A 19,058-nucleotide genomic window follows, 5' to 3' on the forward strand; every position below is an offset into this window, starting at 1 on the left:
GAACTCCCCATGCCCACGCGCATCATCGAAACCAACCCCGCCCCCTTCGCCGACAGGACAATCGATCCGGTCACGCTGGACATCATCGAAAACGCGCTCCGCAACGCCCGTGTCGAGATGGACGCAACGCTGGTGCGCACCGCCATGTCGCCCGGCATCCGCGAGCAGGGCGACGCCTTCCCCCTCATCGCCGACCCCGCCGGCAAGATGATCGTCGGCCAGTTCGGCAGCTTCATCGACGGCTTCCTCGCCAACTGGGACGGCACGATCGAGGAAGGCGACATGATCTTCCTCTCCGACCCCTACAGCTGCGGCGGCGCCATCAGCCACTCCAACGACTGGCTGGTGCTCCTCCCCGTCTATCGCAACGGCCGCCTCGTCGCCTGGACCGCCATGTTCGGCCACCAGAGCGACATCGGCGGCAAGGTCGCCGGCTCCATGCCCATCGACGCCCGCAGCATCTACGAGGAAGGCGTCCGCATCCCGCCCGTCAAAATCTGGCGCAAGGGCGAGTATAACGAGGACCTGATCAAGCTCGTCATGCACCAGACCCGCAAGCCGGACTGGTGCGCCGCCGACCTCAACGCCCTCATCGCCTCCTGCCGCGTCGCGGCAAGGCGCGTCGAGGAAATGTGCGCCCGCTTCGGCGATGATATCTACTACAGCGCCACCCAGGCGCTGCTCGCCCGCAACCACCGCGCCATGAAGGCACTGATCGCCATGGCCATCGCCGAGGAACCGATCAGCTTCGAGGACTATATCTGCGACGACGGCGTCGGCTTCGGCCCCTACAAGATCAAATGCACCATGTGGCGCGACGGCGAGAAAGTCATCCTCGACTTCGCCGGCACCGATCCACAATCGGCGGCCAGCATCAACTTCTTCCTCAACGAGAACATGTTCAAGATGTTCTTCGGCATCTACATGATCATGGTGTTCGACCCGCAAATCCTGTTCAACGACGGCTTCTATGACCTGATTGACGTCCGCATCCCCGAAGGCTCGCTGCTGAAACCCCGCTACCCCGCGGCGCTCTCCGGCCGTACCCACGCCTTGGGGCGCATCTTCGACATCCTGGGCGGCCTGCTGGGGCAGAAGACCCCCGAATTCCTCAACGCCGCCGGCTTCAGCTCCTCGCCGCACCTCATGTATTCCGGCACCGACAAAAGCGGCAAATGGTTCCAGCTCTTCCAGATCGGCTTCGGCGGCATCCCCGGCCGGCCGCTGGGAGACGGCCCGGACGGCCACTCGCTCTGGCCCGGCTTCACCAACGTCCCCAACGAATTCCTCGAACGCTATTTCCCGCTGCGCATCGAACGTTACGAGGCGCTGCCCGATTCGGGCGGTGCCGGGCTGCATCGCGGCGGCAACGGCATCCTCATGTCCTACCGTTTCCTCGAATCCGGCAGCGTCTCCATCCATGACGACCGCTGGTTCGTGCCCCCCTGGGGCGTCAACGGCGGCGAACCCGGCGCCCGCGCCCGCAAGATCCTGGAAAAGCCCGACGGCACGCAAACCATCGTCCCCAACAAGATCGACACGCTCGATGTCGAGGAGGGCGACCTCCTCCACTTCATCACCTGGGGCGGCGGCGGCTGGGGCGACCCACTCGCCCGCGATCCCGAACTGGTCGCCCGGGAAATCCGCCAGGGCCTGGTCAGCGTCGAAGGCGCCCGCGCCTACGGCGTCGTCATCACCGATGGCAATGTCGACACCGCCGCCACCGAAGCCCTGCGCCAGCAGCTCCAGGCCAGCCGCGGCCCCCTCCCCCTCTTCAACTACGGCCCCGATCTCGCCACGCTCCGCGCCAACTGCGCCAGTGAAACCGGCCTCCCCGCCCCACAACAACCCCTCTGGCGCAACAGCCTGGCGATGGCGGCCGAATGATCAGCTGACCTTTTCCGCCTCCACCCCGGCGAACGGAATCTCGCCCAGCGCGATCTCCGGCGTCCAGCTCGTTCCCGGCCGGAACACGCTGTCGCGCCCGGCCATGATGTCGCCGGTCGCCGCCTGCAATGCCAGCCGCTCGGCATCGCGCCGGCGGAACTCCGCCTCGATCGCGTCCACCGCTTCCTCGTCATTGCCCAGCGCGCGCAGCGCCATGCGCCCCACCTCCACCGCGCCCAGGAACAGCTCGCGCACGATCAGCTCCTGATCCGCCCGCCTGAGATCGATGTAGTGCCGCCGGTCATGCGCCCGGGCCACGATCTCCAGCTGCGGAAAGGCGTCGCGGATCGGCAGCAGCCGCGTCGGCGCCCAGGGGCCATCGGCGGCGATCACCAGCAGCTGCGCCCGCTCCGCGCCGGCCGCGCGCAGCACATCCACCCGGAACCCGTCGCCATAATAGACCTTCCAGCCGAACTGGTTGCTGCGCTCGATCTGCTCGGGCTTCACATCGATCAGCGTCACCTCCACGCCGCGCGCGTGCAGCATCTGCGTCACGATCTGGCCGAACCGGCCATAGCCGACCACGATCGCCGCGCCCTCGCCCGCCTCCTCGGGCAGCGCCAGCCCCTCGCTTGAAACCCCGCGCGCCTTCCACCGCCGCCACAATCCCAACAGCGGCGGCGTCAGCGCCATCGACAGCGTCACCACCGCGGCGAACATCGATGCCGCGCCCGGCGCGATCAGCAATCCCGCCGTCGCCGCCCCGAACACCACGAAGGCGAACTCGCCCCCCTGGCTCAGCAACAGACCGGTGCTGAACGCCTCCTTCCAGCTGCTGCCGAACAGCCGCGCCAGCCCGGTCATCACGGCGGTCTTCACCAGCACCAGCGCCACTACCAGCGCCAGCACCAGCCCCACATTCTCCCACAACACCCTGAGGTCCAGGCTCATCCCGACGGAGAGAAAGAACAGCCCCAGCAGCAGCCCCCGGAACGGCTCGATGTCCGCCTCCAGCTCGTGCCGGTAACTGCTGTCCGCCAGCATCACGCCCGCTACGAACGCCCCCAGCGCCATCGACAGTCCCAGCGAGGCCATCAGCAGCGCCGACCCCAGCACCGTCAGCAGCGCGGTCACCACGAACACCTCGCGCGCGCCCAGCGTGCCGATCACCCGCAGCATCGGGTTCAGCACGAATCGTCCGGCAAGCACCAGCCCCAGCAGCGCCCCCACGGTGTAGAGCGCCTGCACCCAGCCCTCCGGCGCATTCGGATCGGGGTTGCGGCTCAGCGCCGCCACCACCGTCAACAGCGGCACGATCGCCAGGTCCTGCAACAGCAGCACGCTGAACACCCGTTCCCCCAGCGGCGTGTTCAGCTGGTCGCGCTCCCGCAACAGCTGCACCACCAGCGCGGTCGAGGACAGCGCCAGCGGCAGCCCCACCACCAGCGCCGCCTGCCAGGACAGGCTGGTCAGCAGCAGCAGCACGCCGGTCAGCGCCGCGCCGCACAGCAGCACCTGCGCCGTCCCCAGCCCGAAAATGTCGCGCCGCAAGGACCACAGCCGCGAGGGCTTCAGCTCCAGCCCGATCACGAACAGCAGCAGCACGATGCCGAACTCGGCGAATTTCAGCGTGGAGGCCGGATCGCCGATCAGCCCCAGCACATGCGGCCCGATCAGCACCCCGCCAGCCAGATAGCCCAGCACCGCCCCCAGCCGCGCCCGGGTGAACAGCGGCACCATCGCCGCCGCCGCCGCCAGATACACCACCGCATCCGTCAGCAGGCCGGTCTCGGCCGCACCGGCCATCAGGCGGCCTTCGCGCGCGCGGCGCTTTCCACCACCGCCGCCGCCACCTGCCAGGGCAGCAGGATCGAGCCGTGCCGCCCCTTGTGCGCCCGCGCCGGCTCGAACAGCGCCAAATCCGCCCAGCCCGCCGGCAACTCGCCCTGGCCCCGCAGCCATAGCGCCAGCGCATCCGCCGCGTCCGCCAGTTCAACACCATCGCGGCCGATCACACCCGCCCCCAGGATCGCCGCGCTCGCCTGCCCCAGCGCGCAGGCCCGCACCTCCTGGCCATAGTCCGCCACCCGGCCCTCGCCGTCCAGCACCACGTCCGCCGTCACCCGGCTGCCGCAGATCGGCGACACCCGCTGCGCGCTCGCGTCAGGCGCGGGCAGCCGCGCCGTCAGCGGAATGTTCGCCGCCAGCCGCAGGATCGCATGATTGTACAGGGGTTCACTCACCGCCCCGCTATAGGCGTTCAATCCCCATCGGTGAAGGAAGCTTTATACGCAGGCTTCAACAGTTTCAGTTCGCCATCCTCCAGGCGCAGCGTCACCGCATAGCTCCCTTCCGCATAAGGCCCGGCGACATAGGGGTCGGCCACGACCTTCACCCCCCAAATGAGGTCGCTGCCGGTCGGCACCAGCGTCACCTCCTTCGCCGCCGGGCAGGCGCTGAATCCCTCCATCGCCGCGCCGCCGCGCCGCTTCGCCCGTTCCTCATCCAGCGCCTTGCACCAGCGCGGCCACAGGCTCTTCATGACTGCGGCGCCGTCGCTGAACAGGTCGCGGAACGCCACTCGCCGCTGCGTCGCCCGGTCCCAGATCAGCGCCGACGTCCCCGAATTGCCATGCGCCCCGCCGGTGTAGGCATAGGTGGAAGCGACAAACACCAGCAGCCGCGGCGTTTCCGCTTCCGCGGTCCAGCGCACCTGTGTCGTGTACCGCCGCACCGGGAAGCCGCCCTTCCGCGCCTCCGCAGCATCCCGCTCCGCCGCCACCCGCGCCGCGCCCAGATCCTTCAGCGCCTCCGCCCGCAGCGCCTTCAACAACGCCGGCGCCAGCACCATCTCCGGCGCCGCCGTCCAGCGATAATCCAGCGCCGCCCCCCGCTCCCGGATCAGCAAGGACGGCCCTTGCGCTACCGCCGGCACCGACGACAGCATCAGGATCAGGGCGAGCGCGACGCGCGATGGAAAAGACTGGGGCATGCGCCATTTCTGGCACATGCCCCTTGCGCTTGCCAAGCCGCTCAGCGCCGCTCCGCCAGCCGCCAGCTGATGTCGCGCACCACCGTTCCCGCCACTGGCACGCCATCGGCCGTCGCCGGCGTGAAGTGCCAGCGCCGTTGCGCCACCTGGCAGGCCCGCGCATCCAGCCGCTCATGGCCGGTGGAGCGCGTCACCGTGCAAGCCGTCACCCGGCCATCGACACCGATCGCCAGCCGCACCGTCATCGCGCCCGTCTCCCCCAGTCGCCGCGACGCTTCGGGATAGTCATCCTCGCTGATTCCCACGCTCGCCGTCGCTGCCGGTCCGCGCAGCACCGGCACGGGTTGCGGCAGCGGCGCCATCCCCGTGCCGCCGTCGCCCTTCAGCACGATTTCACCCTTGTCCGGCATCGCCGGTATCCGCGGCGTCTCATCGACGATGGTGAACACCGGCGCCTCCACTGGCACCCTCACCTTCTCCATCTTCGTCTCTGGCGGCGGCGGAACGTCCGGCGTCTTCACCACCGGCTCGTCGATGTTCCGCGCCTCCACCGGCGGCAGGAACTGTTTCACCACTTCCACCGCCAGGCCGCTGATCAGCGCATAGCCCAGCACGCCATGCAGCGCGACCACGCCCGCCACGGCATAAAGCCGCCGGCCCTTTTCCGTTTGATACGCCATCCCAGGCTCTCCCACGCGGTTCGCGCCGCCGGCCAGCCCCGCGGCATCCCCCGCCGCGCCCGCTTCACCCGGGTCCCTCAACCCGTCCACGAACACCCCTATCACATATCATAGGCCGAACCCGGCAACAAGCGTGCCGTCAGTTTTGTTGGCGCGCATCTAGAGCGGAAAACCGGTGCCCACGTTTCCGCGATGCGCTCACCTCCCCTTCATATCCACATGTCCCGCCGGCATCCGCACCGTCAGGCTGCCCAAATCCGCCGTCAGCAGGATCTGGCACGCCAGCCGGCTCGTCCGCCGCACATGGGCTGCAAAATCCAGCATGTCCTCCTCATGCGCCGACGCCTTCGGCAGCCGCGCGAAATCCGCCTCGTCCACGATCACATGACAGGTGCTGCACGCCATCGCCCCCTCGCACGTCCCCTCCAGCGGCTGGCCATTCGCCTGCGCCACTTCCAGCAACCGCACCCCCGCCGCCGCCTCGACCTCCCGGTCCAGGCCGCCGTCCGCCCGCAGGAACCGCACCCGGATCATGCCATCCCCCGCACTGCATCCACGATCATCGCCATCGCCCGCTCCACCTCATCCACCCCGGTAAACCGCCCCCACCCCAGCCGCACCGTCTCCCGCACCGCGGCCCGTTCCAGGCCGATGGCGGCCAGCACATGGCTCGGCCGACCCGCGGCGCTGCTGCACGCCGCGCCGCTGCCCATCATCACCTGCGGCACCGCCGCCATCACGCGCGACGCATCCACCCCCGGAAACCGCACCGACAAATTCCCCAGCCAGCGTGCCGTCACCCCGCCATTCACCGCATGCATGGTTCCATGCAGCGAACGCATGGCAGCCTCCCAGCACGCCGCCACATGCGCCGCATCCGCCGTCATCCGCTCCCCCGCCAGCCGCGCCGCCGCCCCCAGCCCGACGCACAGCGCCGGCGACAGCGTGCCGCTCCGGAACCGCTCCTGACCGCCGCCATGCAGCACCGGTTCCAGCACCACCCCCGGCCGCACCAGCAAGGCCCCCACCCCCTTCGGCCCATAAATCTTGTGTCCCGACACGCTCAGCAGATCGACGTCCAGCGCACTCGCATCCACCTTGCCGAACCCTTGCGCCGCGTCGCTGTGCATCAGCGCGCCGGCACCATGCGCCATCTCCGCCATCGCCGCGATCGGCCAGACACTGCCGATCTCGTTGTTCACCAGCATCGCCGACACCAGCGCCACATCATCGCCCAGCGCGCCGGCATAGGCCATCAGGTCGGGCTGCCCGTCGGCCAACACCGGCAGGACGGTGAGCGCGAACCCCACCCGCTCCAGCCAGCGCGCACTCACCAGCACGCAGCTGTGCTCGGTCGCAAAGGTCACCAGCCGGCGTCGCGGCGGCGGCGCCGCCAGCATTACCCCCTTCAGCGCCAGATTGTTCGCCTCGGTCGCCCCGCCGGTGAACACCACCCATTCCGCTGCCACCCCCATCACCGCCGCCACCTGCGCCCGCGCCACCTCCACCGCCGCCTTGGCCCCGCGTCCGGCGCGATGCGGGCTGTGCGGATTGGCATGATGGTCCCGCAACCAGGGCAGCATCGCCTCCAGCACCGCCGGGTCCAGCGGGGTCGTCGCCTGCACGTCCAGGTCGATCACCGCCGCATCCCCCGCCAGGCATCGATGAAGCGGTCGACATCCCCGTCCGTCGTTCCCCAGCCGAAACTCACCCGCAGCGATTCCCGCGCCGCCTCGCCCGCCCCCATCGCCAGCAGGGTCGCGCTCGGCCCCATCGTGCCGCTGCTGCACGCCGCCCCCTGGCTCACCGCGATCCCCGCCATGTCCATCCGCATCAGCTGCGTGCTCGCCGCCACCCCCGCCAGATGCACGCTGCTGATCGTCGGCAAGCGCTCCACGCCTGCGCCATTCACGCGGCCCCCCTCCGCCAGCACCACCGACTCCAGCCGCGCCTGCACGCCCTCGCACCGCGCCAGCCAGCCGTCGGGCAGTGCCTCCAGCGCCGCCGCCCAGCCGATCACCCCGATCAGATTCTCCGTGCCGCCGCGCAAGCCCCCCTCCTGCGACCCCCGCACCATCGCGCCAACACCATCGCGGCAGCGCACCACCAGCGCCCCCACCCCCGCCGGCCCGCCCAGCTTGTGCGCCGACAGCGCCACGAAATCCGCCGGCGGCAAGGGCCGCTTCCCCGCCGACTGTACCGCATCGCACAGCAATCGCCCGCCCGCCGCATGCACCGCCTCGGCAATCGCGCCACTTGCCTGCACCACGCCGGTCTCGTTGTTGGCGTCCTGCACCGCCACCAGGCCTCCCGGGTTCGCCGCCAGAAACGCCGCCAGCGCGTCCATCTCCAGCCGGCCATCAACATCCACCGGCAGCACCGTCGCCCCCCGCGCGTTGCCCAGCACCGCGTTGTGCTCGGTCGCCATCACCGCCACCGCGGCACCATTGGCATTGCCCAGCGCCAGCACCAGCGCCTCCGTGCCGCCACTGGTGAACAGCAGGCTGTCCGCCGGCACCCGGAAAAAGCCCGCGATTCGCCCCCGCGCCGCCTCCATCGCCCGCCGCGCCGCCCGCCCTGGCGCATGCACGCTCGACGGGTTCGCCCATTCCCCGCACGCCAGCCGCGCCGCGGCGTCTGCCATCGCCTCTGCAGCCGCGGGCGCCAGCGGCGCCGTCGCCGCCCAATCCAGATAGGTCCGTCCCAGCGCGAGTCGCCTTTTTGTTGAACTTTGATGCAACCGCTCCCTATAGCGGCTCTTTCCCTGTCCGTCGCCACTGCTGAAAGTGGCGCCGAAAATAGAATGTGCGGATCATCCATGCCCGAAGTTATCTTCCCCGGTCCCGAGGGCCGCCTGCACGGTCGCTTCCAGCCCTCGCCCCGCCCGCGTGCCCCCGTCGCCATCATCCTGCACCCGCACCCGCAGGGTGGCGGCACCATGAACAACGCCATTACGCTGGCGCTCTACAACATGTTCGTGAAACGCGGCTTTGCCACGCTGCGCTTCAACTTCCGCGGCGTCGGGCGCTCCGAAGGCGTGTTCGACAACGGCATCGGCGAACTGTCCGACGCGGCGAGCGCGCTCGACTGGCTGCAGGCCCAATATCCCGAATCGGGCGGCACCTGGGTCGCCGGCTTCAGCTTCGGCGCCTGGATCGGCATGCAGTTGCTCATGCGCCGGCCGGAGGTGCGCGGCTTCATCAGCATCGCGCCGCCCGCCAACATGTATGATTTCGGCTTCCTCGCCCCCTGCCCGTCCAGCGGCATCATCGTCCAGGGCACCGCCGACGAAGTCGTCACCGAACCCGCGGTCGTCAAGCTGGTCGAGAAGCTGAAGACCCAGCGCCACATCACCATCGATTACGAGCGCATCGAGGGCGCCAACCATTTCTTCGAGAATGAGATGGACGAGCTGATGACCACCGTCGAACGCTACCTCGACCGCCGCCTCCTCAGCGGCAAATAAAAAAAACGGCGGCGCCATAGGGCACCGCCGTTTCTTAATGCTTTACACTTGAAGACTGCTCGAGAAATTGTTCAGGCCGTCGGCGAAAATGGTGATTTGCGAGCACCGAAGCGCAGCGACCTAAAGGGTCGTGAGCATCGGAGCGCAACAAATCGCCATTTGCAGCCCCGGCCTGGACGATTTATCGGGCGGTCGTCTCGCGCACTTTGTCCTTGATGCCGCCCACGGCATTCTGGGCCTTGCCTTCGGCCTGGTCCAGCTTGCCTTCGGTCTGCAACTTGGCGTCGCCGGTCAGCTTGCCGACGCCTTCCTTGATCTTGCCGCCGATATTCTTCGCGGCGCCTTCGATGCGATCATTATCCATGTCACGCTCCTTGCTGGGGGTGGTGCCCTACAGACGCGCCATCCGCCCGAAGGTTCCTCCATCCGGCCCCACCAGCGCACCGCCCGTCGTCGCTCGCGGTACGCCCGTCGTCTCGGGCCAGCTCAGCGGCAGGCCCCTCATGCTGCGCACCGCCAGCCAGCCGAACGCCTCCGCCTCCAGCGCGTCACCATTCCATCCCAGCGCCTCCACCGGCAGCACCGGCAGCTCCGTCCGCCCGGCGATCATCGCCATCAGCACCGGATTGTGCCGCCCGCCGCCCGTCACCAGGATCCGGGTCAAGGCCACCGGCAGCAGCCGCAGCGCCAGCACCACCGTCTCCGCCGTGAACGCCGCCAGCGTCGCCGCGCCATCGCGCAACCCCAGCCCGCGCGCCGCCGCGGTCGAAAAGTCATTGCGGTCGAGCGATTTCGGCCCCGCCATATCGAACCAGGGGTTGTCCAGCAACGCGCACAGCACCGCCTCGTCCACGCGGCCGGCCGCGGCAATCGCGCCGCCGGCGTCATGGGTCAGCCCGGCATGCTCCCCCACCCAGTCGTCGATCAGCGCATTGCCCGGCCCGGTATCGAACGCGCCCCAAGCCTCCGTGGAAAACCATGTCAGGTTCCCTACTCCCCCCAGGTTCAGCACCCCCGTCGCAGGCCCGCCCTGCAATCGCGCCCGGTGATAGCCCGGTGTCAGTGGCGCCCCCTGTCCCCCCGCCGCCACATCGGCGCTGCGGAAATCATGCACCACCGGCCGGCCGCACAGCTGCGCCAGCAACGTCGCATCTCCCACCTGCCAGGTCCACTGTTGCTCCGGCCGGTGCACCACCGTCTGCCCGTGAAAGCCGATCAACTCGGCCGTCTCCTGCCCGGGCAGCATCGCTACCGTTTCGGCATGCGCCAGCGTCAACAAACGCGCCGCCTCATCCACCACCGCGTCCGGCCCCGGCGCCGCCATCCCCCGCGCCCGCGCCCCCGCCGCCAGGACCGCCGCCCGTTCTGCCGCCGTATAAGCGCGCGACACGAACGCCAGCGGCCGCACATGCCGCTCGCCATCACTCTCGATCAGCGCCGCATCCACGCCATCGGCCGACGTCCCCGACATCAGCCCAATCACCCGCACCGGCTTTTGCAAATCCATCCCCCCGCGTTTAAACACCATGGCATGTCCTTCAAGTCCCCCTTCCTGATCTCGATGGCCGAACGCGGCTATATCCACCAGATCACCGACGCCCCCGGCCTCGACGCCGCCGCGCCGGTTACTGCTTATGTCGGCTTCGACTGCACCGCGCCCAGCCTGCACATCGGCAACCTCGTCTCGATCATGATGCTCCGCCGCCTCCAGGCCGCCGGCGGCAAGCCCATCGTCCTGGTCGGCGGCGGCACCACCAAGGTCGGCGACCCCAGCGGCAAGGACGAAGCCCGCGCCTTGCGCACCGCGCAGGAGATCGAGGCCAACAAGGCCGGCATCCGCCGCATCTTCGAACGCTTCCTCACCTTCGGGGACGGCCCCACCGACGCCCTCATGCTCGACAACGACGCCTGGCTCAGCGGCCTCAACTACATCGACTTCCTGCGCGATTACGGCCGGCATTTCAGCGTCAACCGCATGCTCACCATGGACAGCGTCCGCCTCCGCCTTGACCGGGAACAACCGCTCAGCTTCATCGAGTTCAACTACATGGTGCTGCAAGCCTATGATTTCCTCGAACTCCACATCCGCCACGGCTGCCGGCTCCAGATGGGCGGCAGCGACCAGTGGGGCAATATCGTCAACGGCATCGACCTCGCCCGCCGCGTGATCGGCGCCGAGCTGTTCGGCCTCACCACCCCCCTCATCACCACCGCCGATGGCGCCAAGATGGGCAAGACCGCGCAGGGCGCGCTCTGGCTGCACGAGGACCAGCTGCCGCACTGGGACTATTGGCAGTTCTGGCGCAACACCGATGACCGCGACGTCGGCCGCTTCCTTCGCCTGTTCACCGACCTGCCGATGGACGAGATCGCCCGCCTCGAAGCGCTTCAGGGCGCGGAGATCAACCAGGCCAAGGTCGCGCTCGCCAACGCCGCCACCACGCTGTGCCGGGGTGCCGCCGCCGCACAGCAGGCCGAAGCCACCGCCGCCGCCACCTTTGCCGGGGGTGCCGGCGACAGCCTGCCGCGCGCCGACATCGCCGCCCCCACCGCGCTCGCCGACGCCCTCGTCCTCACCGGCCTCGCCGCGTCGAAGGCCGAAGCGCGCCGCAAGCTTGCCGAGGGCGCCGTCCGCGTCGATGGCATCCCCGCCACCGACCCCACCCAGCTTCTGTCCCCCGGCGCCGACCCGCTGAAGCTCAGCCTCGGCAAGAAACGCCACGCGCTGTTGGGAGCCGCCGCATGATCCGCCCCGCCCTGCTGCTCACCCTCCTCATCGCTACACCCCTCGCCGCCCAGACCATGGGCCGCTGCGCCCCGCCCCCGGACGGCACGCCCCAGGCCTTCGTCGCCCTCACCACCCCCCAGGGCAGGATCACCCTCGCGCTGGAAACCAAACGCGCGCCCCTCACCGCCGCCAACTTCCTTCGCTACGTCGACCAGAAACGCTATGACGGCGCCAGCTTCTACCGCGCCATGAAGATCGGCCCGGAGGCTGTCGGCCTGATCCAGGGCGGCTTCCGCCAGGATGGCCGCCGCATGCTGGCGCCGATCGCGCACGAGCCCACCAGCAAGACCGGCCTCACCCACTGCGACGGCGCCATCAGCATGGCCCGCGCCGCGCCGGGCAGCGCCCGCAGCGAATTCTTCATCATCGTGGAGGGCATCCCCAGCCTCGACGCCGCGCCGCAGGCGATGGGCGACAATGCCGGCTTCGCGGTGTTCGGCCGCGTCGTCGACGGCATGGACGTCGTCCGCCGCATCCAGGCGGCAAAAACCGATCCCAGTGCCGGCGAGGGCGCGATGCGCGGCCAGATGATCGCCGCCCCCGTCGCCATCCTCAGCGCCCGGCGGGTGAAGCCCCCTGCCCCGCCTGCTCCGCCCGCCGCGCCGCCGCCAGCCGCGCCAGCAGCACCCGCGCCCCCGCCTGCTGACCATGCTCCGCCGCCGCCAGCGCCAGCCCCCGCGCCCGTTCCCAATTGACCGGCACGCCGCGCCCGCGGGCATAGGCGTCCGCCAGTGCCAGCTGCGCCGGGCCATAATTGCGCCGCGCCGCGCGCATGAACCAGGCCGCCCCCACCGCCGCATCGGCGCGGCATGGCGGCGTCGCGCAGCCCACCCCGCGCACCGCCATCACCCCCAGCATCGTGTCCGCCGCCGGCACATCGCGCAACGACAGGGCGCGCAGCCGGGGCATCGCCTCGGCATAGCGTCCCCCCGCGAAATCCGCGGTCGCCGCCTGCAGCATCGCGTCCAGCGGCTCGGCGTCCGCCGCCGCCAGCCCCGCGGATGCCGCCACCATCACCAGAAATGCCGTACACCGCATGCCCGCGCCTTACCCCCCGCTCATCCCGACCGCAACAGCGACACCGCCGCATCCTGCTCGAACAGATACAGCAGCACCCGCGCCGCCTCGCCGCGCACCCCCTCCAGCCCGCCGTCGCGCTCCAGCAGCAGCCGCGCATCGTCGCGTGCGGCCCCCACCAGCCGCGCCACCTGCTCCTCATCGGCCAGCGCAAAGCTCGCCTCCCCCGATTGCCGCGTCCCCAGCATCTCCCCCGCCCCGCGCAGCCGCAGGTCCGCCTCGGCGATGGCAAAGCCATCGTCCGTCTCGCGCATCATCTTCAGCCGGGCCTTCGCCGTCGCGGTCAGCGTCAGCCCGCGCAGCAGCACGCAGCTCGATTGCGCCGCCCCCCGCCCCACCCGCCCGCGCAGCTGGTGCAGCTGCGCCAGCCCGAACCGCTCCGCCGCCTCCACCACCATCAGGCTGGCATTGGGCACATCCACCCCCACCTCGATCACCGTCGTCGCCACCAGCACACCCGCCTCGCCGGCGGCGAAGCGCGCCATCGCCGCATCCTTCTCCGGCCCCGGCAGCCGCCCGTGCACCAGCGCCACCGTCTCGCCGAACCGCGCCCGCAACGTCGCCGCCCGCGCCGTCGCCGCGGCTTCGTCCTCATCGCCGTCACCCACCAGCGGACACACCCAATAGGCCTGCCGCCCCGCCGCCAGATGCCGCCCCAGACCCTCCAGCAATTCCTCCAGCCGGTCCATCGCCATCACCCGCGTCACCACCGGCGTCCGCCCCGGCGGCCGCTCGTCCAGCCGGCTCACATCCATCTCGCCGAACGCGGTCAAGGCCAGCGTGCGCGGAATCGGCGTCGCCGTCATCACCAGCAAGTGCGGCGGCACCTCGGCCTTCTCCGCCAGCATCAGCCGCTGCGCCACGCCGAACTTGTGCTGCTCATCCACCACCGCCAGCCCCAGGTCGCGATAGGCCACCCCCTGCTGGAAGATCGCATGCGTCCCCACCAATATGTCGATCTCGCCCGCCGCCAGCGCGGCCAGTGTCGCCTCCCGCGCGCGTCCCTTCTCCCGGCCCGACAGGAACCCCAATCGCACGGGGAGGTCGCCCAACATCTTCTCCAGCACCGCCCGGTGCTGCCGCGCCAGCAGGTCGGTCGGCGCCAGCAGCGCCGCCTGCGCCCCCGCCTCCACCGCGGTCAGCATGGCGATCAGCGCCACCAGCGTCTTGCCGCTGCCCACATCGCCCTGCAACAGCCGCAGCATCGCGTGCCGCTGCGCCATGTCGCCGGCGATCTCCGCCCCCGCTCGCCGCTGCGCCCCCGTCAGCGGCCAGGGGAGACCCGCCACCAGGGCCTCCGTCAGCTGGCCGTCCCCCTGCAACGCCCGCCCGCGCCGCCGCCGCCGGCTCGCGCGCACCAGCGCCCAGGCGAGCTGGTTGGCCAGCAGTTCGTCATAGGCCAGCCGGTCGCGCGCCGCCGCCGCGTCCGGCACGCCATGCACCGTCTCCAGCGCCGCGCGCCACCCCGGCCAGCCGTGGCGCGCCAGCATCGACGGCTCCACCCACTCGTCCAGCACCGGCGCCCGCTTCAACGCCGCCGCCACCGCGGCCGCCATCCGCCGGTTGGTCACGCCCGCGGTCAGCGCATAGACCGGCTCCAGCGGCGGCGTCCCCGCCTCATCTTCCGCGATCCGGTCCGGATGCACGATCTGCCAGCGATCCTCATGCCGCTCCAGCTTCCCCGCCACCACCCGCCGCGACCCCACCGGCAGCTTCGCCGCCGCATAGCCGCCCGCGCCGCCAAAGAAGGCCAGCGTCACCGGCGCACCATCGGCATCATTCGCCCGGATGCGCAGCGGCCCCCGCCCGGCCGACTCCTGGTGCGCCAGCACCGTCAGCGCCACGATGATCCGTTCGCCCTCCGCCGCGTCGCCCAGCCGCGCCACCCGTTTCCACCGCGCCCAGCCCAGCGGCAGGTGCAGCGCCACATCCCTCACCCGGGTCAGGTCGATCCGCGCCAGCGCCTTTGCCAGCGCCGGGCCGACCCCCGGCAACGATGCCGCATCGGCAAAAAGCGGGTTGAGGACGGGCGGGCGCATGGCTACCAATGCCCTAACGCCTGCGCGCTGTTCGGAAAAGCCGAACGGCGTCTGTCCCGTTTGGAACCCGCATGTCCGCCGATCTTGCCCTCAAACGCACCCTCTGGCGCGCCCACCATCGCGGCACCAAGGAGGCCGACATGCTGGTGGGCGGCTTCGCCGACCGCTACCTGCCCACCATGACCGCCGAGGAGCGTGCCTGGTTCGACGCCCTGCTCGAGGAACAGGATGTCGACATCATGGCCTGGGCCTTCGCCAAGGCCCCCGCGCCGCCCGCCTTCCACGGCCCCATGCTCGACCGGCTCATGGCCCTCGACTATATCCGCCTGGTGCCGCGTTGATCGACCTTCAGCCCCTCCTCACCGCCACCATGCCGCTGGACCTCGGCGAAGCACCCGACGGCCTCCTCCCCTGGCTGCTTGCCGACCTCGCCCGCGCGCGTGCCCTCGATGGTGCCCGCGCCGTCTTCATCGCGGCCGACGACGCCGCCGCCCGCGCCCTCCTCGATACCGCCCCCTTCTTCGCCCCTGATGTCACGCCCGTCTGGCTGCCCGCCTGGGATTGCCTGCCCTACGACCGCGCCTCCCCCTCGCAGCGTATCGCCGCCGACCGCATGGCCGCCTTCGCCACCCTCGCCGCCCCTCCGTCCGGGCCACAGCTGCTCGTCACCACCGTCAACGCCCTCACCCAGCGGGTCCTGCCGCCGTCGGTGATCACCGCGGCCACCGCCGTCCTCACCCCCGGCGCCGCCATCGGCCGCGAGGCCCTGATCGCGAAACTCTCGACCGCCGGCTATGTCCGTACCGACACCGTCGCCGACGCCGGCGAATATGCCGTGCGCGGCGGCCTCATCGATCTCTACCCCGCCGGCGAAAGCCACATCCTGCGCCTCGACTTCTTCGGCGACGAGCTGGAATCGATCCGCCGCGTCGATCCCGCCACCCAGCGCACCGTGGGGAAGGCCGACCGCTTCACCCTCGCGCCGGTGTCGGAGGTCATGCTCGACCCCGACGGCATCCGCCGCTTCCGTACCCGCTGGCTCGAACGCTTCGGCGCCGCCGCCACCACCGACCCGCTCTACCAGGCCGTCAGCGAGGGCCGCCGCCACCCCGGCACCGAACATTATCTGCCGCTGTTCGCCGAAACCCTGATCCCCCTGTTCGACTGGCTGTCGCCATCGGACATCCTCATCCGGGACGCCGGCTCCACCGCCGCCGCCGCCAACCGTTTCGAGGCGATCACCGATTACCACGCCAACCGCGTCGCGGCACTGACCGACAAAAAGGCGAAACTCGGCGCCGCCATCTACCGCCCCCTCCCCCCCTCCGCCCTCTACCTGTCGGAAACCGAATACGCCGCCGCCCTCACCGCCACCAACACCCACGCCGCCTCTCCCTTCACCCGCCCCGACACCCCCGCCACCCTCAACCTGGGCGCCCGGACCGCGCATGATTTCACCCCCGAACGCCAGGCGGCCGCCGCCGGCGGTCCCAGCCTCTACACGGCCATCGCCACCCAGATCGCCGCGGCGCAATCCACCGGCCAGCGCATCATCCTCGCCTGCTACTCCGAAGGCTCCCGCGACCGCATCGGCAGCCAGTTGCAGGAGGCCGGCCTCGCCAACCTCTCCGGCGCCAAAAGCTGGCAGGATGCACTGGCCCGCGCCGCCAGGGCCGAAACCCCCCTCATCGTTCTTCCCTTGGAACATGGTTTCACCCGTGAAACGCTAACCCTGTTCAGCGAGCAGGACCTGCTCGGCGACCGCCTCGTCCGCCGCAAGAAGGCCCGCAAGGCCGATGCCTTCATGGCCGAACTCGCCATGCTCAACCTCGGCGACCTCGTCGTCCATGTCGACCATGGCATCGGCCGCTACCTCGGCCTCTCCGCGCTCACCATCGCCGGCGCCGCCCACGATACCGTCGCGCTCGAATATGCCGGCGGCGACAAGCTCTACGTCCCCGTCGAAAACCTCGACGTCCTCAGCCGCTACGGCGCCGACGGCGAAGGCGTCCCGCTCGACAAGCTCGGCGGCCAGGCCTGGCAGGCACGCAAGGCGCGGATGAAGGACCGCATCCGCGAGATCGCCCACGAACTGCTGAAGATCGCCGCCGTCCGTGCCACCCGCGAGGCCGACGCCTTCCAGATCGATCCCCAGGCCTACGCCGGTTTCGTCGACCGTTTCCCCTATGCCGAGACCGAGGATCAGCTGAAGGCCACCGCCGACGTGCTGGAGGACCTCGCCGCCGGCCGCCCCATGGACCGCCTGGTCTGCGGCGATGTCGGCTTCGGCAAGACCGAGGTCGCGATGCGCGCTGCCTTCGCCGCCGTCATGGCGGGCAAACAGGTCGCCGTCGTCTGCCCCACCACCCTCCTCGCCCGCCAGCACGCCCAATCCTTTCGGGAGCGTTTCCACGGCCTCCCCGTCAACGTCCGCCATCTCTCCCGCCTCGTCCCCGCCGCGGAAGCCAGGGCGACGAAGGAAGGCCTTGCCGACGGCACCGTCGACCTCGTCATCGGCACCCACGCGCTGCTGTCCAAATCCATCGACTTCAAACGCCTGGGGCTGGTGGTGGTGGACGAGGAACAGCGCTTCGGCGTCACGCATAAGGAGCGGCTGAAAGCCCTCCGGCACGACGTCCACGTCCTCACCCTCACCGCCACCCCCATCCCCCGCACCTTGCAAATGGCGCTCTCGGGCCTGCGCGAACTCTCCGTCATCGCCACGCCGCCGGTCGATCGCCTCGCCGTCCGCACCACCGTCGCCCCGTTTGATCCGGTGGTGGTCAGGGAGGCCCTGCTGCGCGAGCACTACCGCGGCGGTCAGAGCTTCTTCGTCGTCCCCCGCGTCGCCGACCTCCCCGACATCGAGCAGTTCCTGCGCGAAAGCGTCCCCGAAGTCCGCGCCGTCACCGCCCACGGCCAGATGGCGCCCAGCGAGATCGAGGAGCGCATGACCGCCTTCTACGACCATCGCTACGACGTGCTGCTCGCCACCACCATCATCGAGTCCGGCCTCGACATTCCCGCCGCCAACACCCTCATCGTGCATCGCGCCGACATGTTCGGCCTGGCCCAGCTCTACCAGATCCGCGGCCGCGTCGGCCGTGCGAAAACCCGTGCCTACGCCTATCTCACCACCGCGCCCGACGGCCGCATGACCGAGGGCGCCGAAAAACGCCTCCAGGTGCTCGCCGCGCTCGACAATCTCGGCGCCGGCTTCCAGCTCGCCAGCCACGACCTCGACCATCGCGGTGCCGGCAACCTGCTCGGCGATGAACAGTCCGGCCACATCCGCGAAGTGGGCTTCGAACTCTACCAGTCCATGCTCGAGGACGCGATCATCGCCGCCAAAGCGATGGCAAACGGCCTGCGCGCGCCGGACGATCCGCTCAGCCCGCAGATCAGCGTCGATGCCCCCGTCAGCATCCCCGAGGATTATGTGCCCGACCTCGGCCTGCGCATGGCGCTCTACCGCCGCGCCGCCGACCTTACGGACAAGGCGTCGCTCGAAGGCTTCGCCGCCGAACTGATCGACCGTTTCGGGCCCCTTCCCGAACCCGCCGGCAACCTGCTCAAGATCGTCGAGGCCAAGAACGCGGCAAAAACGGCCCACATCGCGAAGCTGGAGGTGGGGCCCAAGGGCGCGCTCGTCACCTTTGCCGACAACCGCTTCCCCAACCCCGCCGGCCTGGTCGACTATATCCAGCGGCTGAAAGGCACCGCCAAACTCCGCCCCGACCAGAAATTCTTCGTCGCCCGCGAGTTCAACACCCCCGCCGCCCGCCTCGCCGGCGCCCTCGCGCTCGCCCGCGGCCTCGTCCAAGCCGCCAGGGCCGACCCTGCAACGCCCAAAACCCCCGCCAAACCCCGCCCCGTCGCCCCCGGCATCTTCCGCGCCAAACGCTGAGGCCACATCCCGCTCGCTCCCGATCCTCCCCCACTTCCGGACGTCGATCCTTCCCTAGCGGAGCTGAAGGAGGCGACTCGCGCCAGCGAGCGGGAGGGGCGCCTGCGCGGCCAAGCCGCGCGGTCGCTGCCCTGGCGTTCGGCTCGGACGTATCGGGCGGCCAAGTCCTCCACACGCCGGCCAGGCCCTCGGCGAGACTGAAAATAGCGCTCCGGCGCTATT

16 protein-coding genes are annotated in these 19,058 nt (G+C 70.2%); 6 read left to right on the forward strand and 10 right to left on the reverse strand.

Going from position 1 to position 19,058, the window contains the following annotated elements:
* Positions 1-9 precede the first annotated feature (9 nt).
* Entirely contained in the window at positions 10-1,887 is a 1,878-nt protein-coding gene (locus tag H3309_RS09675) for a hydantoinase B/oxoprolinase family protein (protein ID WP_182294532.1), read from the forward strand.
* On the opposite strand, the gene H3309_RS09680 is transcribed toward H3309_RS09675, so the two are convergent.
* The 7 genes from H3309_RS09680 to H3309_RS09710 all read right to left on the reverse strand — a co-directional run bounded on the left by H3309_RS09680 (position 1,888) and on the right by H3309_RS09710 (position 8,203).
* Positions 1,888-3,693, reverse strand: coding sequence for a monovalent cation:proton antiporter-2 (CPA2) family protein (locus H3309_RS09680; protein ID WP_182294533.1), 1,806 nt, complete (start codon positions 3,691-3,693; stop codon positions 1,888-1,890).
* A complete protein-coding gene (locus H3309_RS09685) occupies positions 3,693-4,130 on the reverse strand; it encodes an iron-sulfur cluster assembly scaffold protein (RefSeq protein ID WP_182294534.1) in 438 nt (145 codons plus the stop codon). The genes H3309_RS09680 and H3309_RS09685 overlap by 1 nt, the downstream gene beginning before the upstream one ends.
* 17 nt (positions 4,131-4,147) lie before the next feature.
* Positions 4,148-4,879, reverse strand: coding sequence for a PdaC/SigV domain-containing protein (locus H3309_RS09690; protein ID WP_182294535.1), 732 nt, complete (start codon positions 4,877-4,879; stop codon positions 4,148-4,150).
* A gap of 41 nt (positions 4,880-4,920) precedes the next feature.
* Positions 4,921-5,559 carry an energy transducer TonB gene (locus tag H3309_RS09695; protein ID WP_182294536.1) on the reverse strand — a complete coding sequence of 213 codons (639 nt, stop codon included), beginning with the start codon at positions 5,557-5,559 and terminating at the stop codon, positions 4,921-4,923.
* 198 nt (positions 5,560-5,757) lie between these two features.
* Positions 5,758-6,093: a 2Fe-2S iron-sulfur cluster-binding protein gene (locus H3309_RS09700; RefSeq protein ID WP_182294537.1), complete on the reverse strand. Its 336-nt coding sequence runs from the start codon at positions 6,091-6,093 to the stop codon at positions 5,758-5,760.
* The gene (locus tag H3309_RS09705; RefSeq protein ID WP_182294538.1) at positions 6,090-7,199 is read right to left on the reverse strand and encodes a cysteine desulfurase family protein; all 1,110 of its coding nucleotides are present in this window, start codon (positions 7,197-7,199) and stop codon (positions 6,090-6,092) included. Before H3309_RS09705 ends, H3309_RS09700 begins: the two co-directional genes overlap by 4 nt.
* On the reverse strand, positions 7,196-8,203 hold the full coding sequence (locus tag H3309_RS09710) for a cysteine desulfurase family protein (RefSeq protein ID WP_243453679.1): 1,008 nt from the start codon (positions 8,201-8,203) through the stop codon (positions 7,196-7,198). Before H3309_RS09710 ends, H3309_RS09705 begins: the two co-directional genes overlap by 4 nt.
* 174 nt (positions 8,204-8,377) lie before the next feature.
* Here H3309_RS09710 and H3309_RS09715 point away from each other — a divergent pair, with 174 nt between their 5' ends.
* Complete coding sequence (locus H3309_RS09715) at positions 8,378-9,025, forward strand: alpha/beta hydrolase (protein ID WP_182294539.1); 648 nt, start codon at positions 8,378-8,380, stop codon at positions 9,023-9,025.
* Between the two features lie 181 nt (positions 9,026-9,206).
* Here H3309_RS09715 and H3309_RS09720 read toward each other — a convergent pair whose 3' ends face one another.
* On the reverse strand, positions 9,207-9,389 hold the full coding sequence (locus H3309_RS09720) for a CsbD family protein (protein ID WP_182294540.1): 183 nt from the start codon (positions 9,387-9,389) through the stop codon (positions 9,207-9,209).
* A gap of 27 nt (positions 9,390-9,416) precedes the next feature.
* The gene (locus H3309_RS09725) at positions 9,417-10,532 is read right to left on the reverse strand and encodes an anhydro-N-acetylmuramic acid kinase (RefSeq protein ID WP_182294541.1); all 1,116 of its coding nucleotides are present in this window, start codon (positions 10,530-10,532) and stop codon (positions 9,417-9,419) included.
* A 24-nt stretch (positions 10,533-10,556) separates the two neighbouring features.
* Between H3309_RS09725 and tyrS the strand changes: the two genes are divergently transcribed.
* A complete protein-coding gene (gene tyrS / locus H3309_RS09730; RefSeq protein ID WP_182294542.1) occupies positions 10,557-11,771 on the forward strand; it encodes a tyrosine--tRNA ligase in 1,215 nt (404 codons plus the stop codon).
* Complete coding sequence (locus tag H3309_RS17660; protein WP_182294543.1) at positions 11,768-12,508, forward strand: peptidylprolyl isomerase; 741 nt, start codon at positions 11,768-11,770, stop codon at positions 12,506-12,508. Before tyrS ends, H3309_RS17660 begins: the two co-directional genes overlap by 4 nt.
* Before the next feature lie 363 nt (positions 12,509-12,871).
* On the opposite strand, the gene recG is transcribed toward H3309_RS17660, so the two are convergent.
* Positions 12,872-14,929 carry an ATP-dependent DNA helicase RecG gene (recG, locus tag H3309_RS09740; RefSeq protein ID WP_182294544.1) on the reverse strand — a complete coding sequence of 686 codons (2,058 nt, stop codon included), beginning with the start codon at positions 14,927-14,929 and terminating at the stop codon, positions 12,872-12,874.
* A gap of 71 nt (positions 14,930-15,000) precedes the next feature.
* Here recG and H3309_RS09745 point away from each other — a divergent pair, with 71 nt between their 5' ends.
* Complete coding sequence (locus tag H3309_RS09745; protein ID WP_182294545.1) at positions 15,001-15,270, forward strand: succinate dehydrogenase assembly factor 2; 270 nt, start codon at positions 15,001-15,003, stop codon at positions 15,268-15,270.
* Complete coding sequence (gene mfd / locus H3309_RS09750) at positions 15,267-18,836, forward strand: transcription-repair coupling factor (protein ID WP_182294546.1); 3,570 nt, start codon at positions 15,267-15,269, stop codon at positions 18,834-18,836. Before H3309_RS09745 ends, mfd begins: the two co-directional genes overlap by 4 nt.
* The last annotated feature ends 222 nt before the right edge of the window (positions 18,837-19,058 follow it).

It is taken from the genome of Sandaracinobacteroides saxicola (assembly GCF_014117445.1).
In the GTDB taxonomy this organism is placed as follows: Bacteria; Pseudomonadota; Alphaproteobacteria; order Sphingomonadales; family Sphingomonadaceae; genus Sandaracinobacteroides_A; species Sandaracinobacteroides_A saxicola.

What these genes read in the sequence shown, in the direction of transcription:
- H3309_RS09710 (WP_243453679.1), bottom strand. Translation starts at nt 8,203, where the DNA reads ATGGCAGACGCCGCGGCGCGGCTGGCGTGCGGGGAATGGGCGAACCCG.
- H3309_RS09680 (WP_182294533.1), bottom strand. Translation starts at nt 3,693, where the DNA reads ATGGCCGGTGCGGCCGAGACCGGCCTGCTGACGGATGCGGTGGTGTAT.
- H3309_RS17660 (WP_182294543.1), top strand. Translation starts at nt 11,768, where the DNA reads ATGATCCGCCCCGCCCTGCTGCTCACCCTCCTCATCGCTACACCCCTC.
- H3309_RS09725 (WP_182294541.1), bottom strand. Translation starts at nt 10,532, where the DNA reads ATGGATTTGCAAAAGCCGGTGCGGGTGATTGGGCTGATGTCGGGGACG.
- H3309_RS09720 (WP_182294540.1), bottom strand. Translation starts at nt 9,389, where the DNA reads ATGGATAATGATCGCATCGAAGGCGCCGCGAAGAATATCGGCGGCAAG.
- recG (WP_182294544.1), bottom strand. Translation starts at nt 14,929, where the DNA reads ATGCGCCCGCCCGTCCTCAACCCGCTTTTTGCCGATGCGGCATCGTTG.
- H3309_RS09745 (WP_182294545.1), top strand. Translation starts at nt 15,001, where the DNA reads ATGTCCGCCGATCTTGCCCTCAAACGCACCCTCTGGCGCGCCCACCAT.
- H3309_RS09700 (WP_182294537.1), bottom strand. Translation starts at nt 6,093, where the DNA reads ATGATCCGGGTGCGGTTCCTGCGGGCGGACGGCGGCCTGGACCGGGAG.
- H3309_RS09715 (WP_182294539.1), top strand. Translation starts at nt 8,378, where the DNA reads ATGCCCGAAGTTATCTTCCCCGGTCCCGAGGGCCGCCTGCACGGTCGC.
- H3309_RS09675 (WP_182294532.1), top strand. Translation starts at nt 10, where the DNA reads ATGCCCACGCGCATCATCGAAACCAACCCCGCCCCCTTCGCCGACAGG.
- tyrS (WP_182294542.1), top strand. Translation starts at nt 10,557, where the DNA reads ATGTCCTTCAAGTCCCCCTTCCTGATCTCGATGGCCGAACGCGGCTAT.
- H3309_RS09695 (WP_182294536.1), bottom strand. Translation starts at nt 5,559, where the DNA reads ATGGCGTATCAAACGGAAAAGGGCCGGCGGCTTTATGCCGTGGCGGGC.
- H3309_RS09690 (WP_182294535.1), bottom strand. Translation starts at nt 4,879, where the DNA reads ATGCCCCAGTCTTTTCCATCGCGCGTCGCGCTCGCCCTGATCCTGATG.